The following is a 17,517-nucleotide window of genomic DNA, read 5'->3' on the forward strand; positions in this document are numbered from 1 at the left end:
GCTTACACGTTCCGCGAGAAGAAACCTTCACTTAATATCAGATTCACTCAAGCTCTTCCACTTGTAGGGTTGTGATTCTTATGTCGAACTCACGTTAATTAATATAAGCTCTACCAACTTTTCAATACTACACATCGCAGGAGAAAGCAATGAAAAAACTCGTAGGACTGCTTTTGTTACTCTCTATATTATTCTTTTTAGCATCTCAAACAGTCATAGCACAAAGCTATACTATGTACGGTGAAAGAATGGAGAAGAACTATCCAACCATGGCAGGGGAAAAGCTCATGAATGGTATCGTTAATGCAGCGACTGGTTGGGTGGAGCTTCCCAAAACGGTCATCCTGACTAGTCAACGCGATGGTGCACCCTATGGTTTAACAGTCGGATTCCTCACCGGTCTTGTCCACACAGTAGGCCGTACAGTTCTTGGCGCATTGGATGCTGCCACGTTCTTCATTCCTACACCTCCAGTTGTTTATCCACACTATATTTGGCAAGATTTCGATAAAGAAACCACTTATCGATAAGCATCAAGCTGATTGAAAATATAACAGGTCGCTGAAATAAAAAGAATGAATTTATGGCTACTTTTTCACGACCTGTTAAATGTAGAAAAAATGGAAGATTGAAAATGACTTCCTCATGAAAGCATTTATCAACCCTGCATAATTCTGATCGATTATTCAGGATTTCTAAAGAAATCTATCGTTTCCTTATTCCTTTTTCTCGGGATCATATAATGCGGCTTCTTGCCCCCTTTGCACATTTACTCGCATTAAAATCACCAAACCAATAAGAAAATAACTACCTGTAATCAGCATAGCAAGACGATGATCGCCGCGTGACATCCAGCTGACCAGCCCATAAGTGATCGGACCTAGGATAGATGACAGCTTCACCGCTAGTCCCCATAGACCAAAGAATTCAGCCCGTCGGGAAGAAGGGCTGAATAACCCAACTAATGCCCGCGCGGCAGATTGAGATGCGCCTAAGCACAGGCCAGCGATATTGGCGGCTAACCAGAACATGGCAGAGCTCTCAGCCTTCCATGCCAGCAAAATCATAATGATCCAACCGATAAGCGTTAGTGCGATGGTAGGAATATGGCCCAATTTATCCTGCAAGCTGCCAAAGACAAATGCACCCAGCGCAGCAGTAATATTGACTAACAGAACTAATAATATCGTGTCGCTGGTGTTAAATCCCATTGCTTGCTGGGCATAGATTGCTGCTAATGCGATCACTGCTTGAATGCCCGCTTGATAAAAAACAAGGCAAACAAGAAAGCGCACCAGATCTTGGTAGTGGTGTACATGCTTGAGTGTATTGCCCAAGCGCGCAAAAGCCTCTTTAATGAAGCGATCGCTGGCCAGCTGCGGCTGTGGCACTGCTCGCTCTCTTAGATAAAGGAAGGTAGGGATACAAGCAATTGCGAAAATGACCGCAGTTATCAACATTGTTATGGGTACGAATTGATCGGCTTCTTGCCCTTGTCCTTGTGCCCATGTCACATAAGCAAGTGAGCAACCCAGGCTGAATAAGCCGCCTAAATAGCCTAAACTCCATCCCCAGCCCGATACTTTCCCTAGCGCATCGCTTCGTGCCAACTCAGGTAAAAAGGCAGCTATCAGATTTTCACCACTACCAAAAAAAAAGTTGGTAAGAATAATAAAGATGATTGCTAACCACAAATCACCTGGTCCGGCAAAATAAAGTAATGCAGTAAACAAGACACAGCCAATAGCTGTCAGCAAAAGCAAGCGTTTCTTCGTAGCGTAGACATCTGCGTATGCGCCTAGTGCGGGTGCGGTCAGAATAATAAGGATATAGGAGACTGCTAATGATGCTGTCCATGCAAATGTTCCCCAATCCTGATTACCTGCCACGACTCCCACAAAATAGGCGTTAAAAATCGCAGTGATAACGACAGTGGTATAGCCTGAGTTAGCAAAATCGAACATTGCCCAGGACCAGACTTCGCGCCGACTTACACCCTCAGCAAGATATTGGGATTTTTTCTTCAGATTCACGACACAACGAGCATAATTATTTTCTCTAATTGTGAGCGCATGGATTCTTTCTTGCAAGAATTTTGGCAACACTCATCTCCCAGAGTGAAACTTGTTTATAAGACAACAATCTCACTCCTTACGTTACCACAATTTTTATCGCGAAGCTTGGTAGCGGTATGAATCTGTAGAGATTCTAAAGAAAATAGGAATACTAATAGCTATAGAGGCATCCTCTCACTATCCCATTAGTTTTTTCATCATGTTACAGACCAGCCTAGCGAAATATCGGAGTTATATCCTGCTAAATGCTGGTACATTCATACCAGTCGTAAGATTTTATAGAAACTTGCTAGACTTAAGCAATCGTAACGAACCATCTCTGGGATAGCGACAGCAGGTTTCCATGATTTTGACGCGCATAGTGGGACTATGCAACGAAGAATTGAGAAATATACGGCTACATTTCCCACCGCAGCTGATTAGTTCAAGCAACAAAGGCTCTTAGGCCCATCCGATTTTCAAATCGGGCAAAACATCAACCTGCTGGAGCAACCTTCGATTAGCTGAGCGGAGAATACCGAGTAAGGAGATTAATTGAGAGCGGAACTCCTCTCCAGAAATTAATCGATACCATTCATCGCCATCAGGATCTTCTTCATCGAGAGTGCGCCAGAAAAGTTTGTCGAATCTCCTAAAAGAGACGGGGCGTCCTGCAAGCAAATCATTCTTGATTTCATCAACCCAAGCATGACGCCTACTGACCAGACCTTCAGCATCTTTATAAACAACGACGGAGAGATAATCGTAAAGATCCATCGGGCAACAAATCTTAGCAAGTTCAGGAATTCGCTGACCGACCATGGCATCCCCAATCAGGTCACGCAAGGCTATTGTTGAAATTTCAAGACTAACACCTGTTTGCAGTGAATGAATTTTGTCGAGATACATTTTCAGAAAAAAATAAATCGTCACCAATAAAATTATCCGATTTGAAATTTTCACTAAGGTTCATTTTTTAACTGAAAAAGTTTTATCTAGAAAGAAAATTAATTTCATTAAATATCTTGAGATATCATCGCGGGTAGTTGGAGTGCAAACCTCCTTCCAGTGCCCCGCCCCCTGATACATATCTGCATTTCGTAGATAGAAAAAGATGAGCAAGGACACAATTTTGCAATAAAGATATGTAGTAGGTATTTCAGAGCATTCGTTACTCGTACCGTAAAAAATTCTCTGCTAGTGCTTCTTCACCATTTCGAGCAATCAGCGTATCAATCTCTGCAAGCAGAGCGTCGTCTTCATCTTCATCCAACGTGCCTTCACCGACTAACCTAGCTACTAAACCCGAGAAAATAGCTTCTTTTATAGCACCAAGCGTTGGTGGAGCTCGCCGATTCTCATCATACATAACAGCTTCGATCACTCGGGAAAGTGGTTCACTAGCGACATCTTGCACAAAGTCTATGGCCAAAGCTGTTTCACCAAACTCCCCAATCAATGCATCTAGTTCATCAAGTAATGATTCATTGACATCAAAATGATGCAGATGCTCCGTCTCAGTTAATGTAGGAGGCAGCAAGCCTACGAGGAAAGCACGAATAGTAGCGAGCGTTACAGATTGTTCAGTCTCTGCCTCATTGAGTCGGCTTTCAATCAGCGCAGATAAATCGGAACTTACACGGCTAGCAACATCAATAGGATTACGGATCATGGTGTTTTCCTTTTGGTGATAGCAAATACTATGACATAATCAATGAATACACTATTCCAATACCCAATTCATCATATAGGGTATTATCCTTTCAAACCATGCTTTACAATCTTTTATTCCGGCAAGCGCAATGAATTAGCTCACCATTTTTACAGTTTACGCTCTCAACCCTTAAATAAGATCATTAACCAAAGCATTTGCCAGCATCTAAAACCACACTTCCACCAGAATCCTCATCGTTCAATGTAACTATTACATCCATACTTTCTCTTTCCTGAATCGATCGCTGGGAGGATAATGTTTCATTACATGCTCTTTCATGCGCAGGCGATGCTCCATGCGAATTTGTTCTTGTTTTTTTGCAGCTTCTGTTGCCCTTTCATAATCCTGAGATGTCCCCCATTCTCGCTGCGTCATAAGTTGATTTCCAATAATCTGTTTCTGATCTTGTGCTCGAATGCTTTCTGTAGACTCTATACGATCAAGCGACGATATAAATAATCCAACACTTAATGAGAGTACACTTATCACAGTAGAGGGGATCAATATTTCATGTTTCATAATCAACTCCTTTAATGGGTTAGTTGAAAATATGACTCCAATCACACAACCTTTCAAAGGACGATTGCTTTTTGTTCATTACAGCACTATCAAGCACAACGACGTAGATGATGGGTTGAAACTTACATCTGGTATTTTCGAATGTAAGTTTCAAATATCCCCAAATCATTACTGCACTGTGATAGTACGTCGCTTTGAAGATTCAGCTTTTGGCAAGGTAATTTCCAGAATGCCGTTCTTCAAAGATGCTTCTGTCTTGGAAGTGTCCACTTCTCCAGGTAATGCAACTGAACGAGAAAACGAGAAACTGGAAATTTCGTGTCTATGAAAATCACCTTTCTCTTCTTTCACATCGCTAACAGATTGGCCTTTAATCGTAAGCAAATTGCCGGTGAGAGAGATATTCAGGTCTTTCTTTTCTATACCAGGAATTTCAGCACGAACCAGGATTTCGTTATCACGATCGATCACATCCAGACTTGGTGAGCGTGGAGCTTCCAATTCAAACAGATTATCCAACGCCGGCATACCTCCCCACCGCCATAATGAAGGCCATCCGCGTCTGAAAACACGGTCAAAAGTGCGTTCCATCTCAGTGAAAGTACGTTCCATCTCGGTCATTGGACGTATGGCAGGTACTTCGCTCTTTGCTGCTTCTTTACTCGTAGTGACAGGAACATTCTCTTTATTTGCTTCTTGCATGATGATTCTCCTTTTCCTAATTAAGAAACTTCTGTTTTTTAATGTAAGGTATTTTCTTGATGGACTGGATAGATCATGATAATCATTCGGTGTGAGCCACAATCTTCCACATCGCTGAAAAAAAGTTTTCCTGCAAAATGTATTCCACTTATACTCACTACTTCAAAATGGTGTCCTATGCGTGAAAGAAAGCGTAAATAGGGATTAGCCCGCTCCCCTTTTAGCAAATCGATCTCTGCCAGCTTTGGCAATAAACTGGAAATATGTAGTTTTGGCAAACTCTTAGGCCAACCACCCAATAAATTCGCGCCCGCCTTGTTGCAATCGCGAATTATGCCGTCCTCAGAAAGTATCAGAACTATAAACTCGCTTTCGTTAGTATCTGCCTTCGCACCGAAATCATTTCTCAGCAGTGCTTTCCTGGTTAAAATGCTCATTGTTTCACCTCCGCTTCTGCGGCCAGCCAATCATCCAGTTCATGCCCTGGTTGAAATCCTCTCACCTGCGCTTTGTAATAGGCTGCAACAGCGATATGAGAGTAGCGTTCTTCCTGTATATGCTCGTTATTAGCTGTAACCGTTGCTTTTTTCCTGGTACTCTTGGTAAGTGGTTTAGTAGGCTCCACTTTTACCTCCTTGTTTAATAAACAATCCAATTAATTGGATAAAAGATCAGCGTAATCTTTTATCATGGTACAAATAACCATAATTAATAATTTATCGAAAAAAAGAAGGTAATTAAATACGTATAAACACATAGATCATTATTTGAAAAGGTATTTTTAAAATTATCTTTATATTCCTTGCTTAATAAATAATCCAATTAATTGGGTAAAAGATCAGCGTAATCTTTCGTCACGATACAAATAATTATGATCAATAATTTATCGAAAAAAAGAAGACGATTAAATACGTATAAATACGTAGATCATTATTCAAAAAGACATTTTTTACAATTATTCTTACATTTCGTGTAATAAACTGCCAATCGACAAATAAACTGAAAATAAATTAGAAACTACGGTAAGAGTTACAATGATTCATATTTGTTAAAGAAGCTATTCGCAATGCGGGAAATATTCCTCTTTCCCGTTTCAGGAATCAGCTCGAAAGGTAATCAAGGGTTAGCTTGCTAGGAATACCTTAAGCGTCAGAAACAATACAGCCTGAACAATATTATCGAAAGTGGAGCCAATTCCTGGATTGAATTGGCCAAGAACACTAGCAAAGATCCGATGATCTGGTTTCTCATTGAGGTATGCTGAACTTCCTGGAGTCCAAAGTTTCATAAAATATAGACATGAAATGAAGGACAAGAATGGAACAATTAGCGCGAACACGATATAGCCAGGAATTTCGTAAGCAATCGGTCAAGTTTTTTAAAGAAAGTGGGGCTGCACCTCAACGCACCCGAGAGACTTATAGCGCGAAACGCTTAGCTCTGGGTTTATGTTGTAACAAAAACAAATTTAAGGTAACAACCGATTCTAAACATCATTTATCGTTTGCACCTCTAATATTCTGAAAGGAGGGTTTTCTGTTAGCGCACCTTACAAAGCATGGGTCAGCGATATCACCTATATTCCTCTGGACGAAGGCTGGCTATATTCTTACCGAAATGAAAGACCTATTTAACAGCGAACTGATGGGGATCATGCCATGAATGAAAGAATGACAACGGGTCTGGTTATACAGGCTTTGTTTCGTGCAACTGATAGAAAACTTCCGGAAAAGAGGTTAGTTCTTCACTCGCATCCGTAGCAGCCAATACTGCGCACATGATTACCAGGAAATATTGAAATAATTAATTTGGCATAATCACTTCCATGAGTAGCAAAGGTGATTGCTGCGATAACGCTCCTATGAAAAGCTTCTGGAGAACCCTCAAAAGCGAATGGGTACATCATCAAAAATTCAAAACACGACTACAAACAAAACAGAAAATTGCCGAATATATAGATCTTTTATAACCGGCTGCACAAGTAGGAAAAATTGGGATACCTGTCGCCAGCAGAATTTACACAGCGATACTATGCAAATCTACTCGCTGCTTAATTATATGGACTCCATATTTGACAACACCTCATTTCGCATCAACCACTCCATCTGGATGATTGGTTAATTGCCGCAACTGGAGGATTCCTCTGCGTCGCCCTGCCTACCATCCTGTTTTCCATTGGGAGCGAAATTGAAACAGAAGGAAAATCCAGTAGCGTAAATCTATATCAAATTAAAGAGCATGGGGATTTAGTCACCGTAACTTCGTCAGAGCAGTATTTAGGCGTCAGTGTTCGAGACATAATGGGCCTATAAATAGCACCCACCTTTACTTACTCCGGCAAATGATGTTTACCAGCACTAACCCGCTTCGCTTGCAGACCTTCAGCTCCCAGCTCCTCTCTCAACTCCTCGATAAATTTGACTTCATCACCTTCCTGTAGTCGATCAAAGCTTGGATCAATGACATTATCGCGATGAAAATAACGTTCAATACCGTCCTCTCCTATGATGAAACCATAACCTTCATCATAAAAGATACGCGCAACATGTCCAATCTGATCAACAGGATGAGCCTTAGTTTTGATCTGCATTCGGCGTGCATAATCCTCAAGCTGCCGCTTAGCAGCGTCGAAGGCGTCACGCAAAGCCACATAGGGATCTTGGTGATGATCACGGTTAACCACAATATCGCTACCGGGCACGCCGATATTGATGCGGACATTAAACTCCTTTCCCTGATGATGGTGCTTATGCGGCATTTCTACCACAACGTGACAGGAAACAAGGCGATCAAAAAAATTTTCGAGCTTATCCACCTTATCGCGAATATGCGCCTCCAATGCATCGGATGGTGATATATCACGTATAGTAATCTGTAGTGGAACTTGCATAATTATTGTTCTCCTTCTATAACTTCCCTTTAATTACTAGCGGCGAATGCCCGCCTCTTTTTGTTGTTCGTGTGCCACGAGCTTAACAAGCGCGTCGAGTTCTTCAGATAGCAACGCCAGCAAATCATCGAGCGTGACAACACCGATTAATGCGTCATCATCAGTCACTACTGGCATACGACGTACCCCCTTAACACGCATATACTGGATTGACTCAAACACACCAGCATTTTCCTTTACAGTAGCAAAATCAGACACCATAATATCACCGACAGTGATAACGTTTGGATTGAGTTCCGGTGCAACAACTTCTACAACTAAATCGCGATCGGTCACGATACCGACCGGCACTCGCTTCCCTTTTCCTCCATCATCGACAACCATCACGTCTCCGACATGGTGCTGACGCATCAGCTTAGCTGCCTGTAAGACGGTATCTTCACGTTGGGCAATGACAACTTCACGCTTACAAATTTCACCAATAGGCATGTTATTTACCTCTCGTTTATGATTAATTTTCTAGATTAGATTAGAGCAATATACGCTGTTTATTTGGCATGAGGGACTTTCCGATCCTCAGTACCAGCAGGATAAGACTCTTCTTCTAACTCCTTACGTTTTTCAGCTTTAGTTTCTGCATGTGGTGCGGCAGGATAAATCTTCTCTGCGGCTGTTTTACTTTCTTTAGCAGCGCTAGGGGGGAGATTTACTTTCTTTAGCAGTCTTTGGTTCACCACAACCGGTAAGAGCCAACGTTACAAAGGCGATAACAACGACTAGATATTTCATTTTCAATCTCCTTTATTAAGAATTGAAAACTCAAAAAGTGATTTAGCTTTCAATACAGCTATCGCACATATAATCTGCACTCGCGTTATACTTTCACTTCATTAAGTTTATATTTGTGATATTAGCTATCAATAATAATCTATCGAAAAAAAAGAAGGGATTAAATACGTGCAGACACGTATAAATATCCTTATCCTGTATTGATTGATAGACGCAAGTTATTTTTTTTGTCGTAGACTGCAACCTATTTCAGGATACGAATCTAATCATTAAATATATTGTGATGGACTCATTTACAGGGTTAAGTTTTCAAACGTTGCTCAATGCAGTATCGGATGCCATATTGTTAATCGATGGTTCTGGTCACATTGTGCTGACAAATGCAGCCGCACAACAGCTATTCGATTATGCAGATCATGAGTTTTGTGGTCTAGAAATTGAAGAACTCATTCCGCCTCACTACCGAGATCTTTATCAGCACTATCGAGAAGTTTATCTCGGCAAGCCATGGAAACGCGACATGGGTAATGACAGGACGCTGGTTGTCTTAACCCGTGACAAACAGGAGCTGAAGGTAAATATTAGTCTGAATCCTCTGACAGCCCATGATCGACTTTATATTTTGATCACACTGAATATTACCGACCGACGTCGTCATGCAGAAGTCGCACTGAAAACTAGCGAAGAACGGTTATGGCTAGCCAAACAAGCTGCAGCGTTGGGTGTTCTTGATTTCTATTTCGAACACAACGTCATGCACCTTGATAAACGGATGCGCGAGCTTTGGGGTTGCGGAGCTGATGAAGTCATGACTCACGAGAAATTTCTCCGCGCGATTCATCCGAAAGATTATGTCATTCACCAAACCGCTTTCGAGAAAGCCATCGATCCTGCGGGAGATGGTAAATACCTTGCAGAATTTCGTGTTATTAATCCTGTCGATGGATCTGAGCGTTGGATAATCATAACTGGGCAAGTTCACTTTGAATTAGAGCGTGCAAATCGGCTTGTCGGAATGGCACGCGATATCACCAAACGCAAAATGCTCGAAAAAGAACTTCAAATGCATCGTGCTGAAACAGAAGTGCTTTTTAAGCAACAGGTAGCGATTCATACGGCTTCTGCCATTGCACATGAGCTTAATCAACCGCTTACTGCAATTTCTGCTTATAGCGAGGTCGCATTACGCGCGATGGAAAGCGATACTTTCAGCACTGATGAAGTAAGACGTGTTCTTGAAAGCTGTGTCAAGCAATCTCAGCATGCTGGCCAGAGACTGCACGAGCTTGTTGCCTTTCTGCAAAAAGGAGAAGTGGTTACTGAAAAACCAAGCCTGAATGAAGTTGTAATGGATGCTTTAAAAATTGCCCGCAGTGATGGTTATAACGATTTCCATCCAGTATTACAATTGGAACCCAACCTTCCCGCAGTGCTTGCCAATCGTCTTCACATACAAAAAACCCTGGTAAATTTATTGAGAAATGCTGTCGAATCGATGCGCGCAGCGAATGTATCAACTTCAGCGGTCACTATCACTGTCAGAACCTTGAACGAAAAAAACTTAGCCATGGTCTCAATACTTGATAGTGGCCCTGGCGTTGACCAAAAAATAGCTAAGTATATTTTCGATCCCTTCTTCACAACAAAACCAACAGGGATTGGCATGGGATTGTCGATCAGCCGTGCCCTCATCGAGGCCAATGGCGGTCAACTCTGGCTTGATCCGGATACCAGGGAAGGCGCAAAATTTAACTTCACATTACCTTTTGCATTATGACTTCTCAACACCCCTTCGTTTTTATCGTAGATGATGAGCCAGCAGTAAGAGATTCCTTGGCTCTCCTGCTCAAGCAAGAAGGAATCAATGTACAAACTTTTGAAAATGCAGAAACCTTTCTGAGTGCTTATCAACCTGATTACAAAGGTTGCATTATCCTTGATATACGCATGCCTGGAATAGATGGTATGCAGCTTCAGGAAAAACTGTCATATTGTAAGTGCATGATGCCCATCATTTTTCTTACTGGGCATGGTGATATTCCCATGAGTGTCAGGGCAATGAAAGCCGGCGCAATCGATTTTCTAACCAAACCGATTACCCGCGCAAAACTCCTTGCCTCCATCCAATCAGCTTTTCTTGAAAGTGAAAAACTGATAGCAGCGAATAAACATAATCAGGATGCCTTATCACGCTTGGCAAGCCTCACCAAACGTGAGCACGAAGTCATGCAGCTTGCTATTCAGGGATGTCACAATAAGGAAATCGCATCCCGTCTCGGTATTAGCTTTCGTACAGTAGAAATTCACAGATCTAATATCATGCATAAGACAGGCGCAATCAATTTGCTTGATCTTGCACGTATTGCCTATGAAAGTGGATTAAACACCTCAACATAACTCTATACTTTGCCAGCATTAGCTCAACGCCACCTCTACAACAAGCAGTAAAAGATATATACGTATTTATACGGATAGCCTCTCGTAGCGATTCTTGATACGGTAATCAAAACAAGATATGCAATAGGAGTCTGCTATGCAAGAAACGCATGTTGAAATGACTGTTTTTGAGGCAATTTTAGCTAGGCGTTGTGTTCGTAGTTATACTGAGCAGGTAGTCAGCCTGGACGCTATACACATACTGCTAGAAGCCGCCATACATGCTCCCACAGCACTACATGAGGAGCTATGGGCATTTGCCATTATTCGTGATAAGCAGCTATTAAAAGATATTTCGGATTATGCTAAACCTCTGTTTGTTCGAGAACTTCAAAGAACAGGACATACCCCTGGTCCCTTTACTGAACCTGATTTCAATATTTTCTACGAAGCGAGCACGCTGATTCTGATTTGCTCAAAACAAACCGGGCCTTTTGTGGTAGCGGATTGCTGGCTAGCAGCCGAGAATCTAATGCTGGCAGCATGTGCCATGAAATTAGGGAGCTGTGTGATTGGTGCTGCGTTGACGGCTTTAAATACGCCAGATATTAAGGTCAAATTAAATATCCCGGAAGAATTTTCCATTATTGTACCGATTATTCTTGGTCACCCAAACGGGAAGACACCACCCAATCAGAGAAGAAAACCTCTCATTCTAACTCTAACCAGTTAGTTGGTTAACTTAATGTAGACTAACATAATTTATCTCTACTCTTTCAGGAATTCAGAACCTGTCAGTCTTGAAGAAACGTAGCAAATCGCGTGAAATCGTGAGAATATGTGCTCACGATTTTGGGGGATATATTAAAAAATAGTTAAGATTATGTTCTTACCTGCCAAGAATTATAAATATATGTAATTTCGCAATTAGAAAAAGCCATACAATAGTACGCCAAGATTTGCTGCCAAGAGAGTATTCGATAAGATTTAATCACTGATTTCACAATCCAGGCAAATAGCTTCCCCGTCTGTTAAAAACAGAAATAAGCTGCGTATAAATCCTCTCCACGAAACATTAAACTAATCAAATTCTGAATGGTAACTTTAGCAAAATTTCACAGGTGGCCTTATTTACAACGTTTAATAATGCATGCTAGCAGCGCAGTCTCTAGCGACACAATCAGGCGATTTTGGTTCGCCGGATTACTTGCTGCGGCAGTTGATGCAGTTTTTTTCCTGTTGCTGATGCACAGTGGGGTTGGACTTTCATTGGCGCATATCACAAGCTTTCTCATAGCTGCTACGGTAAATTACTCGTTCCTTTCGAAATGCTTGCCTCAATCGCTTCACCCAAACTCCTTGCGGTGGAATCTATTCAGCCGCTTCTGGATAGCCAGTATATTGGCCTTGCTGATGCGCGGTGGCCAGCTAGCCTTACTCATCAACGTCTGGCATATATCATTCGCATTAGCTATTTTTCCGGTTATAGCAATAACGGCTGCAATCAGTTATTTGGGGTTCGCATTTTATGTATTACCGCTTCAGCAGAAGCTGTCTTCTCCAACTGCAGGCTGGCGTGAAGCGACGATTGGAATCATCGTCTTTATCATTCTGCTGCGTTTGATCTATTTAGGTCAAGCCCAGTTAATTCCGGATGAAGCATACTACTGGGTGTATGCTCAGCATATGGATCTGAGTTTTTTCGATCATCCTCCCATGGTTGCATGGCTGATCTGGCTTGGCACCTCAATCTTTGGAGATAATGAGTTCGGGGTCCGCATCAGCGCATTTGTCTGTGGTCTGATAACGATGGGTTATCTATATGCGTTGGCATGCAACCTGTACGACAAATCGACGGGGTTGCGCACGCTGCTGTCGCTGGCCGTCTTACCATTTAGCTTTGTAACTGGTATGTTGATGACATCGGATGCATCCTTGATCGCAGCCTGGGCTGCTACACTCTATTACATGGAACGCGCACTGATAGCAGGTCGCAGCTCTGCCTGGCTGGGTATGGGAATCGCATTCGGTCTGGGTCTTCTCTCCAAATATACAATTGGCTTACTAGGTGTTGCAGCTTTATTGTTTGTAATCCTCGATCCAACAGCACGTCGCTGGATGCAGCGTCCTCATCCGTATCTTGCTGCAATACTCGCCTTGTTACTATTTACCCCGGTCATTATCTGGAATGCCCAACATGACTGGGCTTCATTTTCTTTCCAATCGGGGCGATTACGAGGAGTTGGCGATGATCAATTCTCAGTACATCTTCTATTTTTTGACATTTTAGTACTGCTCACACCTGCTGGATTACTTGCTGCTGCTTGGGCGCTGATAACAGATGGCAACCACCACCATGATCAATCTGCACGCAGACGACGATTGTTTGTGCGGATTTTCACCGGAACTCCATTTGTAGTGTTCTTTATTCTGAGTATATTCGATTCACTGCGTTTTCACTGGACTGCGCCACTATGGCTAGCGATAGTGCCAACGATAGCATGGATGATGGGACAGACCGATCATTTAAGCAGTATCACAAATCGTTTGCAGGCAGCATGGAAACCGACTATTGCGATTTCCATGATTGCCTACGCATTTGTACTGCATTATGTTGTATTGGGATTTCCGGGCATTCCCTATCCGGACTACATGAAACGTTATTTCTGGCGTGAAACAACTATTGAAATTGAAAAAGTCGTCGAAAACGTACAGCAACAAACTGGACAAAAACCGCTTGTCGTAGGCATGAGCAAATGGCCGATCGCGAGCTCGTTGTCTTTCTACAATCGAAAAGAACCCATGGATATTCGCTCACGTAACATGTTTGGTGATAGCGGCGCCATGTATCAATTCTGGTATCCCTCAGAGTCGCCAACCACTCGGCCGATTATATTGGTTGGTATAGAGAAAATACATCTTGAGCGTGGCCGCTGGGGTAACGATATTACTTATATGCTTGATCAACCTGGCCCGATACAGAGCCGCTTAATCATGCGTGAGGATAAACCGCTGCGGTGGGTATATTACAGAGTTGCCCAGGGGTATTTGAGCAATTGATCATAGTAGATTAACCTATAGCTATAGGCGGTTTCCAAGTTCAATTGTTCCTTTTTCTTTTTGCCAACTGATTGCAATAGCGGTAATAACTAAAAGTAAAGTAGGAATTTTGCTATACAGAACAAATGTGTCTGTTAGGCCTGACAGAAAAACAAAACTTACCAACGTAGCTCCCAGAATAGGAAGTTGGTAAGCTCGCAGCGTTTGAAACCAGCCTCCCAGGAGACAGGCCAATGCAAGAAGGCCAAGTACCCCGACGTGCATTCCAATCTCAATCCAGTCATTGTGGTAGCTAGTTGTTTCATGATATTCAGGTAGATCCTTATAGCGACCATCTTTGTAAGTTGTTATAGTATCTTCGAAATAGCTTCCAGCTTTCCCTGTACCATACCCAACTAAGGGTTGTTGCATGATACCGTGCAAACCAACATCCCAGATGGCAAGACGGTATCCCAAACTAGTGTCATACTTTCCTTGCTGATACAGTTCTACACTGTCAAGGATCTGAATAAGTCTTTCCTGAAAGCTATTGCTACTGAATGCAAATAAAAGAATCACAGCGGTTAATGACGATGCAATGCCAATAAGTATTCTGATTTTTGTTTTATAGAGCAGAAGAATTAATAAAGCTGTTGACAACAGGGTTGCTAAGAGAGGTCCACGTGCATCCTGATTGAATTGAAGAAACAACAAGAAGGCCCCAAAAAACCAAAGTGCTGATTTTATTTTTTTATCGCTGTTTATGCTTGCGAGATAGATCGTCAGTATGATTCCAATTCCGAGCATTAGTGAGAAGCTTAAATAGCTTATACTGAGAGGAGGGATTCCTTGCTCCCCAACAATAGCCCACTGATAAAACCCCATCAGTAAAACACCGGAATAACCTATGAGCAAACCGCAAATTGCCCAAGGTAAACGATCTTTATTCAACAAAGATAAAAAAGGAATAAAGACCAAGAAAGCAAAATATCTTCTCCACTTTATATACCCAAACTCAGGATAGTCGCCCCAGAGCATTCCAAGCGCAATTACACCGGATAAAAATAGTATTGCCATTACGAAAGGCTCTTTGATCATCCACCTCAGCCTGCTAAAGCCACCATCCAGAACCCAGAACACAGTCAAAAGGATACCGGCAGGCAAACTTGACCATTTGCTCCACAGAGCAATACCAAAAAAAAATAATATGACTTTTGTCAACATATTGTGACATGCATAAAAACTTTGTACCAGGCTAGATGAGTTGACTAATTTTTCATGCATCTGATGCTTTCATACTTGATATCAAGACAATCTGTGAAATAAACCTAATAATCGATTTCAGGATTATTATTTTGAGACGAAATGACACTCTCTCGATTTATTCTAAGAATCAGATCACATGCTTCACGGACGGCTCCTTGCCCACCCGATCGGGTACAAATGTAATGAGCCTGCTGCAGAATTTCTGGAACGGCGTCAGCTGGACAAATAGGAGTGCCGACATGGCTTATGCACTTTAAATCACAGAGATCGTCTCCCATATAAGCGATATCTTGTAAAGATATACGCCAAAGCTTGATCTTGCTCTGGAGCACTTCAAATTTATTTTTTATCCCTGGATAGTATTCATCAATATTCAGTTTTTTCATTCTCGCAGCAACAGAGGGACTGTCTTCAGAGCTAAAGACACAAACCTTAATACCATTCTCACGCAACATTTGCAGACCATGAGCGTCACGTGTATTAAACTTCTTTAGTGCTTCACCACCAGGCCCATAATACATACCGCCATCAGTCAGAGTACCGTCTACATCAAGTATGAACGCTTTAATCCGTGAAGTATCGATCCGGTTTGATTTTGATCTTTTCCTAAGCAAGAATTGCTCCACCACAAACCAGTTAACTTCATCATCAATCTCAATTGCAGTTTCAGCAGCCATCTCATGAATGCCGATACGTCCCCCTAAACGACTAGCCGTTTCTTTCAGTAATTTCGCTCGTGTCAGGTAAAAAGCACCATTCTCCATTAGACACCCTTCAAAATCCTGCCGTCTTGGGCGTTTAGCTGGATCATAATTAATAGGTGTTCCTGATAAGGTCCAGAAAAAACGTTTCGATGGCACGGCGGTTAGCAGAGAATCCAGATTGTTAGTAACAAATTTATGCTTAGCAGTACAGAAATCATCCGCTTGAGTAAGCGGTGAAGTAGCCTGGATCAGACTAACCACATCAAACGGTATTTGCTGTTGAAATTCGAGCATGGCACTTTCTGTACTTGCTGTGTCTGTGCACGTTTCTGCCGAACGATCCAGCACTGTAACAGCAGAAGGAAACTCTTCCAGTACTATCTTTCTGATTCTCGGTGAATCGGTGGCAACGTAGATCTCGTCAAAACACTGTGAAGCAATCGCCTGTTCCAGACTCCAAGCAAATAGAGGTCGGCCTGCGATCCGACGGATATTCTTATCAGGAATCGATTTCGAACTCGCACGTAGAGGCATAAAAGCAACCCAACGCATCAATTGAAATGAACCCCTTTCAAACGCTTGAGTTTATTCCGCTGCGTTAACTCAATTTCCAGGATAGGTGCATCCTTAAAAGTCAATGCCTTGGATACATTATGAGCATCCCGAACTAGCTTGCGTAATCCATCCGGCTCCAAGGAAGCAGCATGATCGGTTCCCTTCCAAGTCCGGTCCAGAGTAAAGTGCCGTTCAATCCAAGAGGCACCTAATACGACAGCGGCAGAATCAATAGCTATTCCGAGATGATGACCTGAAAATCCAATTTCCTTAACACGCGAACCATAACACTCCTCTATCGCTCGTAATTCCAGCAAGCAGATTTGTTCAAAAGGAACGGGATAGCCTGAGGTACAAGCATACAAGACGACTCGTTGAGCAGCATCATGTACTTCCATCAAACCCACAATCTGTTCTAGTTCAGAAGGTGTGGTCATACCTGTGGAAATATGGATATCACCGCTATAATTGCGAGCAAGAAATTCCAGCATTGTGAAATTGAGATTGCACGCAGATGGTATCTTGATAAATTCTGGATTGAGATCTGCAATTTCCTTTGCAGAAGTAAGATCCCAGACTGAAGTCGAGTACCCGACACCATACGCCTCGCACCACTGCTTTAGCTGTTGATGTTGCTGGATATTAAATTCAAGGAATTCGCGATGCGCACCATAGGTTTCTCCGTAACTATTTTGCGGATAGGGGTGGGGCGCATCGTATTCTTCGGGCGTGAGCAATTCCTTATTCGATCGTTTCTGGAATTTGACGAAATCGCATTTAGCAAAGCTTGCAGCAACTTTTATCATTTCATGAGCAATCTCAATATCACCTTTATGGTTACATCCTATTTCAGCGACAATTTTTGGGGGTATCATATATAGATATAAATAAGTGAATAATCAAACCCTA

19 protein-coding genes and 1 pseudogene are annotated in these 17,517 nt (G+C 42.2%); 7 read left to right on the plus strand and 13 right to left on the minus strand.

Annotation, left to right across the window (positions count from 1 at the left end):
* The first annotated feature begins 149 nt into the window (after positions 1 to 149).
* On the plus strand, positions 150 to 530 hold the full coding sequence (locus tag BLV54_RS09270; protein ID WP_090570992.1) for an exosortase system-associated protein, TIGR04073 family: 381 nt from the start codon (positions 150 to 152) through the stop codon (positions 528 to 530).
* Between the two features lie 186 nt (positions 531 to 716).
* On the opposite strand, the gene BLV54_RS09275 is transcribed toward BLV54_RS09270, so the two are convergent.
* From BLV54_RS09275 to BLV54_RS09305, 7 genes are all read right to left on the minus strand, one after another.
* Positions 717 to 2,027: an MFS transporter gene (locus BLV54_RS09275; RefSeq protein WP_339389406.1), complete on the minus strand. Its 1,311-nt coding sequence runs from the start codon at positions 2,025 to 2,027 to the stop codon at positions 717 to 719.
* A gap of 489 nt (positions 2,028 to 2,516) precedes the next feature.
* A complete protein-coding gene (locus BLV54_RS09280) occupies positions 2,517 to 3,017 on the minus strand; it encodes a hypothetical protein (RefSeq protein WP_256329337.1) in 501 nt (166 codons plus the stop codon).
* Between the two features lie 208 nt (positions 3,018 to 3,225).
* Positions 3,226 to 3,726: a hypothetical protein gene (locus BLV54_RS09285; RefSeq protein ID WP_090570995.1), complete on the minus strand. Its 501-nt coding sequence runs from the start codon at positions 3,724 to 3,726 to the stop codon at positions 3,226 to 3,228.
* A 252-nt stretch (positions 3,727 to 3,978) separates the two neighbouring features.
* Positions 3,979 to 4,287, minus strand: coding sequence for a hypothetical protein (locus BLV54_RS09290; protein ID WP_090570997.1), 309 nt, complete (start codon positions 4,285 to 4,287; stop codon positions 3,979 to 3,981).
* A 168-nt stretch (positions 4,288 to 4,455) separates the two neighbouring features.
* A complete protein-coding gene (locus tag BLV54_RS09295; protein ID WP_090571000.1) occupies positions 4,456 to 4,989 on the minus strand; it encodes an Hsp20/alpha crystallin family protein in 534 nt (177 codons plus the stop codon).
* Between the two features lie 38 nt (positions 4,990 to 5,027).
* Positions 5,028 to 5,426, minus strand: a complete 399-nt coding sequence (locus BLV54_RS09300) for a hypothetical protein (RefSeq protein WP_090571003.1) — start codon at positions 5,424 to 5,426, stop codon at positions 5,028 to 5,030.
* Positions 5,423 to 5,614, minus strand: coding sequence for a DUF2934 domain-containing protein (locus BLV54_RS09305; RefSeq protein ID WP_218132365.1), 192 nt, complete (start codon positions 5,612 to 5,614; stop codon positions 5,423 to 5,425). The genes BLV54_RS09300 and BLV54_RS09305 overlap by 4 nt, the downstream gene beginning before the upstream one ends.
* A gap of 528 nt (positions 5,615 to 6,142) precedes the next feature.
* Here BLV54_RS09305 and BLV54_RS17280 point away from each other — a divergent pair.
* Positions 6,143 to 6,253, plus strand: a pseudogene (locus BLV54_RS17280) (hypothetical protein); the annotation flags it as partial.
* A gap of 552 nt (positions 6,254 to 6,805) precedes the next feature.
* Complete coding sequence (locus tag BLV54_RS17285) at positions 6,806 to 6,958, plus strand: IS3 family transposase (protein WP_371113285.1); 153 nt, start codon at positions 6,806 to 6,808, stop codon at positions 6,956 to 6,958.
* A 360-nt stretch (positions 6,959 to 7,318) separates the two neighbouring features.
* On the opposite strand, the gene hpf is transcribed toward BLV54_RS17285, so the two are convergent.
* From hpf to BLV54_RS09325, 3 genes are read right to left on the minus strand one after another with little or no spacing between them, the layout of a single operon-like run.
* Complete coding sequence (gene hpf, locus BLV54_RS09315) at positions 7,319 to 7,879, minus strand: ribosome hibernation-promoting factor, HPF/YfiA family (RefSeq protein ID WP_090571012.1); 561 nt, start codon at positions 7,877 to 7,879, stop codon at positions 7,319 to 7,321.
* Positions 7,880 to 7,915: 36 nt separating this feature from the next.
* Entirely contained in the window at positions 7,916 to 8,368 is a 453-nt protein-coding gene (locus BLV54_RS09320) for a CBS domain-containing protein (RefSeq protein ID WP_090571015.1), read from the minus strand.
* Positions 8,369 to 8,427: 59 nt separating this feature from the next.
* Entirely contained in the window at positions 8,428 to 8,613 is a 186-nt protein-coding gene (locus BLV54_RS09325; protein WP_090571017.1) for a hypothetical protein, read from the minus strand.
* 338 nt (positions 8,614 to 8,951) lie between these two features.
* Here BLV54_RS09325 and BLV54_RS09330 point away from each other — a divergent pair, with 338 nt between their 5' ends.
* The 4 genes from BLV54_RS09330 to BLV54_RS09345 all read left to right on the plus strand — a co-directional run bounded on the left by BLV54_RS09330 (position 8,952) and on the right by BLV54_RS09345 (position 14,104).
* Positions 8,952 to 10,445 carry a PAS domain-containing sensor histidine kinase gene (locus BLV54_RS09330; RefSeq protein ID WP_090571020.1) on the plus strand — a complete coding sequence of 498 codons (1,494 nt, stop codon included), beginning with the start codon at positions 8,952 to 8,954 and terminating at the stop codon, positions 10,443 to 10,445.
* Positions 10,442 to 11,065, plus strand: coding sequence for a response regulator transcription factor (locus tag BLV54_RS09335; protein WP_090571023.1), 624 nt, complete (start codon positions 10,442 to 10,444; stop codon positions 11,063 to 11,065). The genes BLV54_RS09330 and BLV54_RS09335 overlap by 4 nt, the downstream gene beginning before the upstream one ends.
* A 136-nt stretch (positions 11,066 to 11,201) precedes the next feature.
* Positions 11,202 to 11,777: a nitroreductase family protein gene (locus BLV54_RS09340; protein ID WP_218132366.1), complete on the plus strand. Its 576-nt coding sequence runs from the start codon at positions 11,202 to 11,204 to the stop codon at positions 11,775 to 11,777.
* A 413-nt stretch (positions 11,778 to 12,190) separates the two neighbouring features.
* Positions 12,191 to 14,104, plus strand: a complete 1,914-nt coding sequence (locus BLV54_RS09345) for a glycosyltransferase family 39 protein (RefSeq protein WP_256329340.1) — start codon at positions 12,191 to 12,193, stop codon at positions 14,102 to 14,104.
* Between the two features lie 21 nt (positions 14,105 to 14,125).
* On the opposite strand, the gene BLV54_RS09350 is transcribed toward BLV54_RS09345, so the two are convergent.
* From BLV54_RS09350 to BLV54_RS09360, 3 genes are read right to left on the minus strand one after another with little or no spacing between them, the layout of a single operon-like run.
* On the minus strand, positions 14,126 to 15,367 hold the full coding sequence (locus BLV54_RS09350) for an O-antigen ligase family protein (protein WP_090571028.1): 1,242 nt from the start codon (positions 15,365 to 15,367) through the stop codon (positions 14,126 to 14,128).
* A gap of 44 nt (positions 15,368 to 15,411) precedes the next feature.
* A complete protein-coding gene (locus BLV54_RS09355) occupies positions 15,412 to 16,587 on the minus strand; it encodes an N-acylneuraminate cytidylyltransferase (RefSeq protein ID WP_256329341.1) in 1,176 nt (391 codons plus the stop codon).
* Between the two features lie 17 nt (positions 16,588 to 16,604).
* Positions 16,605 to 17,483 (minus strand): N-acetylneuraminate synthase family protein, encoded by an 879-nt coding sequence (locus BLV54_RS09360; RefSeq protein ID WP_090571034.1) that lies wholly within the window; start codon positions 17,481 to 17,483, stop codon positions 16,605 to 16,607.
* Between the last annotated feature and the right edge of the window lie 34 nt (positions 17,484 to 17,517).

Source organism: Nitrosomonas sp. Nm33 (genome assembly GCF_900107265.1).
Lineage (GTDB): Bacteria > Pseudomonadota > Gammaproteobacteria > Burkholderiales > Nitrosomonadaceae > Nitrosomonas.

Coding starts and splice junctions, on each gene's coding strand:
- BLV54_RS09270 (WP_090570992.1), top strand. CDS start 150: ATGAAAAAACTCGTAGGACTGCTTTTGTTACTCTCTATATTATTCTTT.
- BLV54_RS09300 (WP_090571003.1), bottom strand. CDS start 5,426: ATGAGCATTTTAACCAGGAAAGCACTGCTGAGAAATGATTTCGGTGCG.
- BLV54_RS09350 (WP_090571028.1), bottom strand. CDS start 15,367: ATGCATGAAAAATTAGTCAACTCATCTAGCCTGGTACAAAGTTTTTAT.
- BLV54_RS09355 (WP_256329341.1), bottom strand. CDS start 16,587: ATGCCTCTACGTGCGAGTTCGAAATCGATTCCTGATAAGAATATCCGT.
- BLV54_RS09320 (WP_090571015.1), bottom strand. CDS start 8,368: ATGCCTATTGGTGAAATTTGTAAGCGTGAAGTTGTCATTGCCCAACGT.
- BLV54_RS09285 (WP_090570995.1), bottom strand. CDS start 3,726: ATGATCCGTAATCCTATTGATGTTGCTAGCCGTGTAAGTTCCGATTTA.
- BLV54_RS09335 (WP_090571023.1), top strand. CDS start 10,442: ATGACTTCTCAACACCCCTTCGTTTTTATCGTAGATGATGAGCCAGCA.
- BLV54_RS09290 (WP_090570997.1), bottom strand. CDS start 4,287: ATGAAACATGAAATATTGATCCCCTCTACTGTGATAAGTGTACTCTCA.
- BLV54_RS09295 (WP_090571000.1), bottom strand. CDS start 4,989: ATGCAAGAAGCAAATAAAGAGAATGTTCCTGTCACTACGAGTAAAGAA.
- BLV54_RS09360 (WP_090571034.1), bottom strand. CDS start 17,483: ATGATACCCCCAAAAATTGTCGCTGAAATAGGATGTAACCATAAAGGT.
- hpf (WP_090571012.1), bottom strand. CDS start 7,879: ATGCAAGTTCCACTACAGATTACTATACGTGATATATCACCATCCGAT.
- BLV54_RS09340 (WP_218132366.1), top strand. CDS start 11,202: ATGCAAGAAACGCATGTTGAAATGACTGTTTTTGAGGCAATTTTAGCT.
- BLV54_RS09345 (WP_256329340.1), top strand. CDS start 12,191: ATGCATGCTAGCAGCGCAGTCTCTAGCGACACAATCAGGCGATTTTGG.
- BLV54_RS09330 (WP_090571020.1), top strand. CDS start 8,952: ATGGACTCATTTACAGGGTTAAGTTTTCAAACGTTGCTCAATGCAGTA.